At 71.3% G+C, this 11639-nt stretch carries 14 protein-coding genes; 2 read left to right on the forward strand and 12 right to left on the reverse strand.

Annotation, left to right across the window (positions count from 1 at the left end; translation table 11 throughout):
- Nucleotides 1-87: 87 nt before the first annotated feature.
- From ACFV46_RS32435 to ACFV46_RS32460, 6 genes are all read right to left on the reverse strand, one after another.
- Nucleotides 88-855, reverse strand: a complete 768-nt coding sequence (locus tag ACFV46_RS32435) for a DUF3159 domain-containing protein (protein WP_361927574.1) — start codon at nucleotides 853-855, stop codon at nucleotides 88-90.
- A gap of 3 nt (nucleotides 856-858) precedes the next feature.
- The gene (locus ACFV46_RS32440; protein WP_361346528.1) at nucleotides 859-1257 is read right to left on the reverse strand and encodes an OB-fold nucleic acid binding domain-containing protein; all 399 of its coding nucleotides are present in this window, start codon (nucleotides 1255-1257) and stop codon (nucleotides 859-861) included.
- A 239-nt stretch (nucleotides 1258-1496) separates the two neighbouring features.
- Nucleotides 1497-2663, reverse strand: a complete 1167-nt coding sequence (locus ACFV46_RS32445; protein WP_361927571.1) for an alginate lyase family protein — start codon at nucleotides 2661-2663, stop codon at nucleotides 1497-1499.
- 176 nt (nucleotides 2664-2839) lie between these two features.
- Nucleotides 2840-3598, reverse strand: a complete 759-nt coding sequence (locus ACFV46_RS32450; protein WP_151786314.1) for a DUF3710 domain-containing protein — start codon at nucleotides 3596-3598, stop codon at nucleotides 2840-2842.
- A gap of 1 nt (nucleotide 3599) precedes the next feature.
- Nucleotides 3600-4160, reverse strand: a complete 561-nt coding sequence (dut, locus tag ACFV46_RS32455; protein ID WP_376729035.1) for a dUTP diphosphatase — start codon at nucleotides 4158-4160, stop codon at nucleotides 3600-3602.
- The gene (locus ACFV46_RS32460) at nucleotides 4157-4741 is read right to left on the reverse strand and encodes a PaaI family thioesterase (protein WP_361927565.1); all 585 of its coding nucleotides are present in this window, start codon (nucleotides 4739-4741) and stop codon (nucleotides 4157-4159) included. Before ACFV46_RS32460 ends, dut begins: the two co-directional genes overlap by 4 nt.
- A gap of 58 nt (nucleotides 4742-4799) precedes the next feature.
- Here ACFV46_RS32460 and ACFV46_RS32465 point away from each other — a divergent pair, with 58 nt between their 5' ends.
- Nucleotides 4800-5261 (forward strand): DUF3093 domain-containing protein, encoded by a 462-nt coding sequence (locus ACFV46_RS32465; RefSeq protein WP_385500827.1) that lies wholly within the window; start codon nucleotides 4800-4802, stop codon nucleotides 5259-5261.
- Nucleotides 5262-5321: 60 nt separating this feature from the next.
- Here ACFV46_RS32465 and ACFV46_RS32470 read toward each other — a convergent pair whose 3' ends face one another.
- The 4 genes from ACFV46_RS32470 to ACFV46_RS32485 form a co-directional block, all read right to left on the reverse strand.
- On the reverse strand, nucleotides 5322-6239 hold the full coding sequence (locus ACFV46_RS32470) for a hypothetical protein (RefSeq protein ID WP_361927559.1): 918 nt from the start codon (nucleotides 6237-6239) through the stop codon (nucleotides 5322-5324).
- 13 nt (nucleotides 6240-6252) lie between these two features.
- A complete protein-coding gene (locus ACFV46_RS32475) occupies nucleotides 6253-6549 on the reverse strand; it encodes a DUF4193 domain-containing protein (RefSeq protein WP_005481602.1) in 297 nt (98 codons plus the stop codon).
- A 414-nt stretch (nucleotides 6550-6963) separates the two neighbouring features.
- Entirely contained in the window at nucleotides 6964-8211 is a 1248-nt protein-coding gene (locus tag ACFV46_RS32480; RefSeq protein ID WP_361927557.1) for a HAMP domain-containing sensor histidine kinase, read from the reverse strand.
- 6 nt (nucleotides 8212-8217) lie between these two features.
- A complete protein-coding gene (locus tag ACFV46_RS32485) occupies nucleotides 8218-8871 on the reverse strand; it encodes a response regulator transcription factor (RefSeq protein ID WP_003993508.1) in 654 nt (217 codons plus the stop codon).
- A gap of 436 nt (nucleotides 8872-9307) precedes the next feature.
- Here ACFV46_RS32485 and ACFV46_RS32490 point away from each other — a divergent pair, with 436 nt between their 5' ends.
- Entirely contained in the window at nucleotides 9308-9481 is a 174-nt protein-coding gene (locus tag ACFV46_RS32490) for a hypothetical protein (protein ID WP_192806237.1), read from the forward strand.
- A 69-nt stretch (nucleotides 9482-9550) separates the two neighbouring features.
- Here ACFV46_RS32490 and ACFV46_RS32495 read toward each other — a convergent pair whose 3' ends face one another.
- Both ACFV46_RS32495 and ACFV46_RS32500 read right to left on the reverse strand, forming a co-directional pair.
- Nucleotides 9551-10366, reverse strand: a complete 816-nt coding sequence (locus ACFV46_RS32495; RefSeq protein WP_361927554.1) for an inositol monophosphatase family protein — start codon at nucleotides 10364-10366, stop codon at nucleotides 9551-9553.
- Between the two features lie 8 nt (nucleotides 10367-10374).
- The gene (locus tag ACFV46_RS32500) at nucleotides 10375-11502 is read right to left on the reverse strand and encodes a ferrochelatase (RefSeq protein WP_385500828.1); all 1128 of its coding nucleotides are present in this window, start codon (nucleotides 11500-11502) and stop codon (nucleotides 10375-10377) included.
- Nucleotides 11503-11639 lie beyond the last annotated feature (137 nt).

Consider the following 11639-nt stretch of genomic DNA (forward strand, 5'->3'; position numbering starts at 1 on the left):
GTTTTCGCCCCGGGTGATCGTGCTGTAGGTGGTGGGGGGGCGCGGGGGGGGGGGGGGCCCCCCTCCGCCGTCTCGGTCCCAGGGGGCTCAGGCGTCGCGGCGGTGCCGTCCGCCGGTGCTCTCCCCGGTCTCGGCGGCCGTCGCGGCCAGGCGCTCCTCCTCGGCCTTCTCGGCCGCCTCCATCTCCGCGAAGACGTCGATCGGCGCCGGGGCCTTCGCCAGGAACACCCAGGTCAGCCAGACGGCCAGCAGGAACGGCGGGATCTTCAGGGCGACCAGCACCCAGCCCAGCTGGGTGGTGTCGGCCCACCAGTACAGCGGGAAGAGGATCGCGCACTTGGCGAGCAGGATCGTGCCCCAGGCGTAACTGGCCTTGGCGTACGCCTTCTTGCGGCCGGGGTTGCGGGTGCGCCAGGAGAGGTTCTCCTTGAACACCGGCCCGAGGATCAGCCCGATCAGGGGGACGCCGCACAGCGTCGTGATGATGTAGGCGAGGGCGAGGCCCAGCGTGTAGAGCATGCCGGGCAGGTAGAAGTCCTTGGCGTTGCCGGTCATCATCGCGAAGACGACACCGAAGGCCACGCCGAAGACACCGCTGAAGGCGTGCTTGACCGTGTCCCGCTTCACCAGGCGCACCACGACGAGCACGACGGACACCGCGAGGGCCGCGAGGGCGGACATGTGCAGGTTCTTGTCGATCGTGTAGATCGTGACGAAGAGCAGGCCCGGCAGGACCGTCTCGATCATGCCGCGCATGCCGCCGAAGGCCTCGAACAGCGCGGCCTCCGTCACCGCGCGGGAGTCGTGCCCGGCGTCAGCGGTGGTGTCTTCGGTCGGCTTGTCGAGCGACGTCACCGGCTACTCCCGTCCGAGGGGTCTCAGTTCGTATTTCGGATTGAACAGCACCCGGCGGCCCCGGCTCATGGCGATCCTGCCGGAGGCGATCAGCCGGCGTCCGGGCTCTATGCCGACTATGGAGCGCCTGCCGAGCCACACCACGTCCAGCGCGGCCGTGCCGTCGAACAGCTCGGCCTCCAGGGCCGGGACTCCGGCGCGCGGCCGCAGGGTGACCGTGCGCAAGGTACCAGTAACCGTCACGATCTGACGGTCCCGGCAGTCACCGATCTTGGTGCATCCGGCGGTCTCGGCGTCCTCACGCAGCTCCTCGGACTCCAGGTCCTCCTGCGACGAGGAGAGCCGGTCGAGCATGCGCCGGAACCGGCCCACCGCCTTTTCCGAACGAGGAACAGCAGTCATGTCTTGAAGCGTACCGGGCCCGGCCTCCCGAACCGATAGCCCGCCCCCGGCTCGGTGACGATGCTCACGGGACGCCGCCGGTACCGCTGGAAGGGCCCGGCGATGCGCTCCTCCGCCGCGTCGGGGACTCCCGGCCCGCGGCCGGACACATGGGCCCGGCCCGGTCGGCGGGGGCGCTGTGGGGCGGGTGAAGCGGCGGCGGCGTCCTTGACGCCACCGCCGCCACCCGTGGGGGGTGGTCAGGCCGGGTTGTCGCCGTGGGTGAGGGTCTCCCAGGCGACGAAGAGGTTGTTGGTACCGGAGGGACGGTTGCGCTCGTTCAGCGCCTCGGTGTTGGTCATGGCGTGGCCGAGCCGGTTGGCGAGGGCGTTGTGCCCGACCTCGGTGACGGGGCCGAGGCCGAGGTGGAGCGATCCGCCGCAGAGCCAGGAGGGCACGGCGGCGCCGAGCTCGTACTTGGCCTGGAGGCCGAGCGCGTGCCGCAGCCGCTCGCCGACGTCGGTGCCGTAGAGGTCCTGGCCCTGGATGCGGCTGGTCTCGGCGACATGGGAGATCGCGGAGATGCCGTATCCGGTGTGGGTGAGATCGCGGCAGGTCTCCTGGGTGAGGCCGTTCACGAAGGTGCCCTGTCCCTGCCAGTAGTCGACGATCTTCTGCCGGGTGTCGAGGTTCTGGCTGGGCACCGTCTTCGGCAGGGCGCCGTCGGAGTCGAGGTAGACGTAGGCGGCGGTGCGGGTGCGGAACTTCGCCATGGCCTTGTCGTAGGACGCCTTGTCCTCCAGGAAGACGGAGATGCCGACGGCGGCCTCCATCATCGACAGCTCCCAGTTCCCGTTGGAGTTCGAGCCGTTGATGATCTCGGGCAGGTAGACGGTGCGCAGCATCGTGGCGAACCGGCCGGAGTTCGCCCAGCTCCCTCCGTAGGTGTACTTGATGATCTCGGCGGCCTTGGGCCAGGAGGAGCCGGCCCAGCCGGTCTGCAGGGGCGCGTTGCTGTTGGTGTGGTCCCTGATCACCGCGGACCAGGCGTCCATGAGCTCGATCGCCTTGCGGGCGTGCCGTTCGTCGCGGGTGATGTACCAGGCGAGGGCCTGGGTGTAGGCGGCGATGGCGTCCTCGCGCTCGTCGGTGCAGCCGTTGTTGGGGTTCGAGTACGACCCGCACTCGACGACGGCACGGGGCTTGGCGGCGCGGTTCAGGTCGGCGTACTTGCTCGCCATCATCCGGTCGTAGGCGCCCTTCCAGGGCTGGGCGCCGGCCTGGACCCGGGAGCGGGCGAAGTCCAACTGGGCCTGGGAGACGGTGACTCCGGGGTGGGCGAAGGTCGCGGGAGCGGCGCCGGCGGGCCGGACGAGGGCCGTGGCGAGGAGGGCGGCGGCGACGGCGAGGAGAGCGGTTCTGCGCATGCGTGGGGGGCCTTCCGTTCTCGTATGTGAACGCGAAGCGCCTTTATGAACAGGCGCGCTGAGCCGAGACGGTAGGTACAGACCAATAAGGCGTCAAGGGTTCACGCATGAGAAGGGATGCGGGCATGCGAAAGGGCCGCACCCCGACGGGGTACGGCCCTCCACCGGCCTCGGACTCAGCGGACCTCGGTGATCTCCGGTCCGCGCTGGAGCTGACCCATGCCGCCGGAGAAGCGGGAACCCGCCTCCTCCTGCTGGACGCCTTCGGCGACCATCTGCGCGTCGTCGGGCAGCTTGAGGACGATCGGGTCGCGCGGGGCCATCGGGCCCTCGCCACGGACCACGACCGTGTCACGGAAGATCTGCTCGAGCAGGCCGGCCGCCTGCGGCTGCACCGCGCCCTGGCCCGAGATCACCCCGCGCAGGAACCAGCGGGGGCCGTCCACACCGACGAACCGCACGACCTGGAAACCGCCCGTGCCGTCCGGCAGCTGCACCGGCACCTGGGCCCGCAGCTCCCAGCCGAGCGGGCCCTCGACCTCGTCGACGATGCCACCCTGCTGGGTGATGCCCGAGCCGATCTCCTCGCGCACCTCGCCCCAGATGCCCTCACGCTTGGGGGCGGCGAACGCCTGGAGCTGGATGGCGCTGTCGCGCAGCACGACGGTCGCCGCGACGATGGCGTCGCCCGCGACCTCCACGCGCAGTTCCATGCCGTCGACGCCCGGTACGAACAGGCCGCCCAGGTCCACCCGGCCCTCGCCGGGGTCCCTCACCTCGGAGCTGTCCCACGGCCCGTCGGGACGCGGTCCCGGCTCGAGCCGTACGCGCTCGCGCGTGCCGTCGTCGTCCGCCTCAGTGTCGATGTCGACGACCTGCTCGGGCTCGCCGGCCGCGTCCTCGGCGGCACCCTTCTTCTTGCGACGTCCGAACACGTCACTGTCCTTCCCGGTCGGATACGACCGAAGCGTATCGATTCCCACCCGTAGCGCCGCCAACGGCGGCCCCATCGCCTGTATCGCTTGTGGCGCTTTCGCCGCCCACCTCGGCATGACCGCCGGTGGACCCGAAGCCCCCCTCGGCCCGTGCCGCATCGGGAAGCTCCGCGACCTCCTGGAAGCGAACCCTCTCGACCTGCTGGACAACCAGTTGGGCAATCCGGTCGAAGCGCTCGAACCGCACGGACTCGCGCGGGTCGAGATTCACCACGATCACCTTGATCTCCCCACGGTACCCGGCATCAACCGTCCCCGGGGCATTCACGAGGGCGACACCGAGGCGGGCGGCCAGCCCCGAGCGGGGGTGCACGAACGCCGCATAGCCCTCGGGCAGGGCGATGGACACCCCGGTGGGCAGCACGGCCCGCTCCCCCGGCTTCAGCTCCCGGCTCTCCGTCGTCCGCAGGTCGGCGCCCGCGTCACCGGGGTACGCATACGCCGGAAGCGGTACGTCCGGATCGACGCGCCGGATGAGGACGTCCAGGGGGGCGCGGCTCACGGGTTCACCTCGAAGGCGCGGGCCCGGCGCACCTGGTCCGGGTCGCTCATGGCCGCCTGGATCTCCTCCGGGCGCCCGTTGTCGATGAAGTGGTCGACCTTCACCTCGATGAAGAGGGCGTCGGCGCGGACCGCCACGGGGCCGTCGGGCCCGCCGATCCGCCCGGTGGCGGTGGAGTAGATCTTGCGGCCCGCGACCGCCGTCACCTCCGCCTCCAGGTACAGGACCGTGCCGACCGGCACCGGCCGCACGAAGTCGGTCTCCAGGCGTCCGGTCACGGCGATCGTGCGCAGCAGCCAGTTCAGCGAACCAAGGGTCTCGTCGAGGGCGGTGGCGAGCACGCCGCCGTGTGCGAGGCCCGGGGCGCCCTGGTGGGCGGGCTGCACGGTGAACTCGGCGGTGATGCTGACGCCGTCCCCCGCCCGTGCCTGCAGGTGCAGCCCGTGCGGCTGCTCGTCGCCGCAGCCGAAACACTCGCCGTAGTGCGCGCCCAAGAGCTCGCCGGGCGCGGGAGCCTCCGGGTGCCGTACGGGTTCCACGGCGTCGGCCGGAGGCTGAAGAGCTGGGGAAGTACCTCTCACAGGCGCAGACCTTACCCGCGCGTCGGCCGAGTCCCGACACCGTGCCAAGCTTGGATCCATGCAGCTCTCCGCCACCCCGTACGAAGAACGTCTCACCGCCCCGCGCTCGTGGTGGCTGGTCTCGTTCCTGGTGGGGCTCTCAATGGCCCTGGTCCTGCTGCCGTTCGGCACCCTGCCGATGCTCGCCGGCCTGGTCGGCGGCACCGCCGCGGCGGCGGTCGTCGCCAGCTCCTACGGCTCGGTCCGCATCCGCGTGGTGGGCGACGCGCTGATCGCGGGCGACGCCCGGATCCCGGTGCGGGCGCTGGGCGAGGCGCAGATCCTGGACCGCGAGGAGGCGCGCGCCTGGCGGACGTACAAGGCCGACACCCGCGCCTTCCTGCTGCTGCGGGCCTACATCCCGACGGCCCTGCGCGTGGAGGTCACCGACCCGGAGGACCCGACGCCGTACCTGTATCTGTCGACTCGGGAGCCGGAGCGGCTGGCCGACGCGATCCGGTCGGCCCGGGCCGCGGCCTGATCTTTGCCTGCGGCAGGCGGAACTTTGACCGGCCGGTGACGGCCCGGCCGCGGCGGGGGCTCAGTGCGGGCCGCCCAGCCCCTTGTGGCCGCGCTCGGGCAGGATCTCGTCCAGGTCCAGGGGCTGCTCCGGCCGCTCCAGCGGCGGCAACTGCGGCAACTCCTCCCAGGGCACCCGCACCTTGCGCAGGTCGGTGCGGATGCGCGCCGCGAGCTTTCTGGTGTCCCGGCGGTTCATGACCGCGCCCACTGCGGCGCCGACCATGAAGGGCATCAGGTTCGGCAGGTTGCGCACCATGCGCTTCATGATCTGCTGGCGCAGTTCGCGTTTCATCTGGCCGCCCAGCGCCGCGTTGATCGTGACGGGCTTGAGGGGGTCGATGCCGCGTTCCTCGGTCCACGAGGACAGATAGGCGGTGCTGCGCTCCCGGAGGTTCCCGGGCGGGCGTACGCCGTACACCTCGTGCAGTTCGGCGATCAGCTTCAGCTCGATCGCGGCCACGCCGGTGATCTCGGCGGCCAGTTCGGTGGGCATCGCGGGCGGCACCGGGAGCATCGCCGCGGCTCCTACGCCCGCCCCGACGGTGGAGCTGGCGTTCGCGGCGCCCGCCACGAGCTTGTCCGCGATCTCCTCGGGCCCGAGGCCCGGGAACTGGCGGCGCAGCGTCGCGAGGTCGCGTACGGGGATGCGCGGGGCGTACTCGATGAGGCGGTCGGCGAGGTACCCGAGGCCGGCTCTGGCGCGGCTGCCGCCCTTGCGGACGCCTTGCGCGGCCCTTTCCCGCATCACCGCCGCCCGGCGCCGGGTCGCGGGAGCCTGCGCCGGGGCGGGCACAGCCATGGCGGACGCCGGATCGAGCGAGGCTCCCTCGTCGGGTGAGCCCCGCTCGTCGTCACGCGCGCCGTGCGGGCCGTCGGACGGCCCGGGGTCCGCTCCCCGCAGGAAGCGGCGCTTCCGAGGAGGGGTCGAGCCGGTCATGCCCGACCCGCCCTCAGTCGCAGTCGCGGCAGATCGGCTGGCCGTTCTTCTCGCGGGCCAGCTGGCTGCGGTGGTGCACCAGGAAGCAGCTCATGCAGGTGAACTCGTCCTGCTGCTTGGGCAGCACCCGGACGGCCAGCTCCTCGTTCGAGAGGTCCGCGCCGGGCAGCTCCAGGCCTTCTGCGGCCTCGAACTCGTCGACGTCCACTGCGGAGGTCGACTTGTCGTTACGCCTGGCCTTGAGCTCCTCAAGGCTGTCCGAATCGACGTCGTCGTCGGTCTTGCGTGGGGTGTCGTAATCCGTTGCCATGTCGCTCTCCCCCTCTGGGTGTCTGCGGTGTCTCCAGCGCACGTAACGCGTGAGAGGCCGGACTTGTGCCCGACCCGAGGCGGAGATTTTGCCTCACATCAAGGTCTGTTACTCAATCGACACCCAACCGGACTCCTCAAGAGTGATCGGCTTGGATGGCGAACGGGACCGTACACGGTCCGAATGCCGCTGTTCAAAGGCATCTCACCGTGTACTTCCCGTGATCAGGACCCCCGAAAACCCGGATTTTCCCGGCTTTCCGACCGGTCGCATGATCACGCACAGTAGATGGCCGGAAAACCGTCCCTGTGATCGATCACACACGGGTTCCCTTCCGGAGCGGTGTGAAAATTCCGCGCAAAGCGAACAAGCCCACGGAGTGCCGTGTGTCGGGCCGTGTCGGTGCACATGCTCTCAGACCGGGAACGTCACCCGCATCACGAGACCACCTCCCTCCCGCGGCTCCGCCGCGATGTGCCCGCCGTGCGCCCGGGCCACGGACCGCACGATGGACAGTCCGAGACCCACGCCCTTGTCGCTGCCGGTGCGCTCGGTGCGCAGCCGCCGGAAGGGCTCGAAGAGGTTGTCGATCTCGTACGCCGGCACGACCGGCCCGGTGTTCGTCACGACCAGCACCGCCTGCCCGTGCTGGACGTCCGTGGTGACCTCCACCCAGCCGCCCGCCGGCACGTTGTACCGGACGGCGTTCTGCACGAGGTTCAGCGCGATCCGCTCCAGCAGTACGCCGTTGCCCTGTATGACCGCGGGTTTCCGCTCGCCCTGGATCGTCACGCCCTTGGCGTCGGCCTCCGCGCGGACCTGGTCGACGGCCTGCTCGGCCACCTCCGCGAGGTCCACGGGCTTGCGCTCGATGATCTGGTTCTCACTGCGGGCGAGCAGCAGCAGGCCCTCCACGAGCTGTTCGCTGCGCTCGTTGGTGGCCAGCAGCGTCTTGCCGAGCTGCTGGAGCTCCACGGGCGCGCCCGGGTCGGAGAGGTGGACCTCCAGGAGGGTCCGGTTGATGGCGAGCGGGGTGCGCAGCTCGTGCGAGGCGTTGCCGACGAAGCGCTGCTGGGCCGTGAAGGCCCGCTGGAGCCGCTCCAGCATCTCGTCGAAGGTGTCGGCGAGCTCCTTGAGCTCGTCGTCCGGGCCGTCCAGCTCGATACGGCGGGACAGGTCCGAGCCGGCCACCGCGCGCGCGGTGCGGGTGATCCGGCCGAGCGGCGACAGCACCCGGCCGGCCATGGCGTAGCCGAACGCGAAGGCGATCACGGCGAGACCCAGCAGGGCCAGCAGGGAGCGGCTGAGGAGGTTGTCCAGGGCGGCCTTGCGCTCATGGTCCATGCACGCGTTGATCGCGTCGTTGAACTCGGCGAGGGACAGATCGCTGGTGGCGATCCCCGGGCAGTTGTTGCTGGTGACCTTGAGGCTCTGGAACTGGACGATCTTGAACAGCGGTTCGTTGCCGGTGCGCAGCGCCTGGGCGGCCAGCAGATAGATGATCGACAGCAGCAGGATGCCGGCGATCAGGAACATGCCGCCGTACAGCAGGGTGAGCCGTATGCGGATCGTCGGGCGCAGCCAGGGGAACGGCTGGTCCGGCTTGCGCGGGTCCCAGGTCGGCTTGGGCGGCGCGGCGGGCGGCGCGGGTGTCGCTGCCATCGCCGGTCAGATCCGGTAGCCGGAGCCGGGCACGGTGACGATCACCGGCGGCTCGCCGAGCTTGCGGCGCAGGGTCATGACGGTCACCCGCACCACGTTCGTGAACGGGTCGGTGTTCTCGTCCCAGGCCTTCTCCAGCAGTTGCTCGGCGGAGACGACGGCTCCCTCGCTGCGCATCAGCACCTCCAGGACGGCGAACTCCTTCGGGGCGAGCTGCACCTCCTTGCCGTCGCGGAAGACCTCGCGGCGGTTGGGGTCCAGCTTGATGCCGGCGCGCTCCAGGACGGGCGGCAGCGGCACGCTGGTGCGGCGGCCGAGGGCCCGGACGCGTGCGATCAGCTCGCTGAAGGCGAAGGGCTTGGGAAGGTAGTCGTCGGCGCCGATCTCCAGGCCCTCGACGCGGTCGCTGACGTCGCCGGAGGCCGTCAGCATCAGCACGCGCGTGGGCATGCCGAGTTCGACGATCTTGCGGCAGACGTCGTCGCCGTGCACCAGGGGGAGGTCGCGGTCGAGGACGACCACGTCGTAGTCGTTGACGCCGATGCGCTCCAGGGCGGCCGCACCGTCGTACACGACGTCGACGGCCATGGCCTCCCGGCGCAGTCCGGTGGCCACCGCATCGGCGAGCAGTTGCTCGTCCTCGACGACGAGTACGCGCACGTCGCTTGTCCTTCCTGTGTCCACCCGCGTAGCGCGCGGCGGCGCGCGCGGGCAGGGATGTGGGTCGGGTCCGTAGGCCTCCATCCTGCCCTTTTCGGCCATAAGTCGGCGGTAAGACGGGGGGAGGGCGACGAGGACCGGCGCGCAACCCGGGAAGACGGGGGCGCCGGCGCGGGAATGCCAGATTTTTCGCGCGGGTTGAGGTTTCCGAGGAAGACGGCAGGGGGAGGACGGCATGTACACCCCGCGATCACGCTCTGCTTGTGCCGCACCACGTGCGGTACGGGATGATCCGCTTCCGCAGAGTGGTGGTGGGTGTCCGGCACCGTCGCCGCCCGGCTCGGGCAGCGCTGGGCATCCACTGGAGACGTGATCGTCCCTTCCGACGGCACACCCCCGTGCCACCGACCCACGACCCAGGACGAGGGGGCGCAGCATGGACGCTTTCACCGCAGGACTTCTGCAGCGCATAAAGGCGACCGAGTCCGACCTGACGCGGGCTCGCGACGAGGGCGACGAGTTCCTCGTCGAGGTCGAGCAGGGAGAGCTCGACGACCTGCGCCGCCTCGCGGCCGAGCATGGCGTGGAGGTCGGCGCGACCACCGTCTGACCGCCGCAGCGCACACACGAGGGCCCCGGTGAATCCAGCACCGGGGCCCTCGCGCGTGCGGACGGCGGCTCAGTCGTGCCAGGCGCCGAACTCCTCCAGGAGCCGCTGGAGGGGCTCGAAGACGCCGGGGGTGGCCGCCACCGTCAGATCGCGTGAGGGGCGCTCACCGGGGCGGCCACCGGTCACCGCGCCCGCCTCCCGCGCGATGAGGTCGCCCGCCGCGACGTCCCAGGCGTTCAGCCCGCGCTCGTAGTAGCCGTCCAGGCGGCCCGCCGCGAGATCGCACAGGTCGATCGCGGCCGAGCCCGAGCGCCGGATGTCCCGCAGCAGCGGGATGAGCCGCCGGGCCACCTCGGCCTGGTGGGTGCGGACCTCGCTCACGTAGTTGAAGCCGGTCGACACCAGCGCCTGGTCCAGGGGGGCCGTGGGACGGCAGGTGAGCCGGCGCTCCCCCTCCCACGGGCCGGTCGCCCACGCTCCCCCGCCGCGCACCGCGTGACAGGTCTCGCCGCGCATGGGCGCCGCGACCACCCCGGCGACCGTCTCGCCGTCCTGTTCGGCGGCGATGGAGACCGACCAGGTCGGCAGGCCGTAGAGGTAGTTGACCGTGCCGTCCAGGGGGTCGATCACCCAGCGGACGCCGCTGGTGCCCTCGGTGGCGGCGCCCTCCTCGCCGAGGAAGCCGTCCTGCGGGCGGCGGGAGGAGATCACGTCGGTGATCAGCTTCTCCGCCGCGATGTCCATCTCGGTGACCACGTCGATCGGGCTGGACTTGGTCGCCGCGACGGCCAGGTCGGCCGGGCGCCCGTCGCGCAGCAGGTCGCCGGCGCGGCGGGCGGCCTCGCGGGCCAGGGCGAGCAGGTCCGAGGGCTGGGCGTCGGTCACGGGGCTCCTCATGCGTAGGGGCTGTCGGCACCGGCCGCGGCGGGCCTGGGGGTGCGGGCCGGGCAGCAGCCCACCGGGCACAGCTGGTGGCTCGGGCCGAGGGCGCCTAGGGCGCAGGGCCTGACCTCCTCGCCCCGCTCGACGGCGGCCCGCTCCAGGACGAGGTCGCGGACGGCGGCGGCGAAGCGCGGGGCGTCGCCGACGGTGGCGGAGCGCCGCATCGGCAGGCCCAGCTCCTCCGCCTTGGCCCTGGCCTCCGTGTCGAGGTCGTAGAGGACCTCCATGTGGTCGGAGACGAAGCCGATGGGCGCGATCACGACCGCGGGGACGCCGGCCGCGTGCCGCTCCTCCAGGTGGTCGCAGATGTCGGGCTCCAGCCACGGGATGTGCGGGGCGCCGGAGCGGGACTGGTAGACGAGCTGCCAGGGGTGGTCCTCGCCGGTGCGCTCGCGGACCGCGTCGGCGATCGTGCGGGCCACGTCCAGGTGCTGGGTGACGTACGCGCCGCCGTCGCCGTGGGACTCGACCGGGCCGGAGGTGTCGGCCGCGGACAGCGGGATCGAGTGGGTCGAGAAGGCGATGTGGGCGCCCGAGCGGACCTCCTCGGGCAGGTCGGCGAGGGACTCGACCACGCCGTCGATCATCGGCTCCAGGAAGCCGGGATGGTTGAAGTAGTGCCGCAGCTTGTCGATCCGCGGGAGCTCCAGGCCCTCCGCCTCCAGGGCGGCCAGCGCGTCGGCGAGGTTCTCGCGGTACTGGCGGCAGCCCGAGTAGGACGCGTAGGCGCTGGTGGCGAGGACCAGGATCCGGCGGCGGCCGTCGGCCACCATCTCGCGCAGGGTGTCCGTCAGGTACGGCGCCCAGTTGCGGTTGCCCCAGTAGACCGGCAGGTCCAGTCCGTGGTCGGCGAAGTCCTTGCGCAGGGCGTCCAGCAGGGCGCGGTTCTGGGCGTTGATGGGGCTCACACCGCCGAACCCGAAGTAGTGCTCGCCGACCTCCTTCAGACGTTCCCTCGGGATGCCCCGGCCGCGGGTGACGTTCTCCAGGAAGGGGATCACGTCGTCCGGGCCCTCGGGGCCGCCGAAGGAGAGCAGGAGCAGGGCGTCGTAGGGGCTGGCATCACGCGGATCTGGCATGGGTCGATCCTGTCATCCGGCACGGACAGCGGGGCAGCCGACCGGGTGCCCCGCTCAGCCGGACGAGTACATTAGGGTCACCTAACTCGCACGTCGTGCCGGACATCCGTACACGGTGTCGAGCTTTTTCCGTCCGA

Origin of the sequence: Streptomyces sp. NPDC059852, from assembly GCF_042731455.1 — a bacterium.
In the GTDB taxonomy this organism is placed as follows: domain Bacteria; phylum Actinomycetota; class Actinomycetes; order Streptomycetales; family Streptomycetaceae; genus Streptomyces.

Bases quoted from the DNA above. Each gene is read 5' to 3' on its own strand.
- ACFV46_RS32440 (WP_361346528.1), bottom strand. From the start codon at position 1,257: ATGACTGCTGTTCCTCGTTCGGAAAAGGCGGTGGGCCGGTTCCGGCGC.
- ACFV46_RS32500 (WP_385500828.1), bottom strand. From the start codon at position 11,502: ATGCCAGATCCGCGTGATGCCAGCCCCTACGACGCCCTGCTCCTGCTC.
- ACFV46_RS32480 (WP_361927557.1), bottom strand. From the start codon at position 8,211: ATGGCAGCGACACCCGCGCCGCCCGCCGCGCCGCCCAAGCCGACCTGG.
- ACFV46_RS32445 (WP_361927571.1), bottom strand. From the start codon at position 2,663: ATGCGCAGAACCGCTCTCCTCGCCGTCGCCGCCGCCCTCCTCGCCACG.
- ACFV46_RS32470 (WP_361927559.1), bottom strand. From the start codon at position 6,239: ATGACCGGCTCGACCCCTCCTCGGAAGCGCCGCTTCCTGCGGGGAGCG.
- ACFV46_RS32490 (WP_192806237.1), top strand. From the start codon at position 9,308: ATGGACGCTTTCACCGCAGGACTTCTGCAGCGCATAAAGGCGACCGAG.
- ACFV46_RS32465 (WP_385500827.1), top strand. From the start codon at position 4,800: ATGCAGCTCTCCGCCACCCCGTACGAAGAACGTCTCACCGCCCCGCGC.
- ACFV46_RS32475 (WP_005481602.1), bottom strand. From the start codon at position 6,549: ATGGCAACGGATTACGACACCCCACGCAAGACCGACGACGACGTCGAT.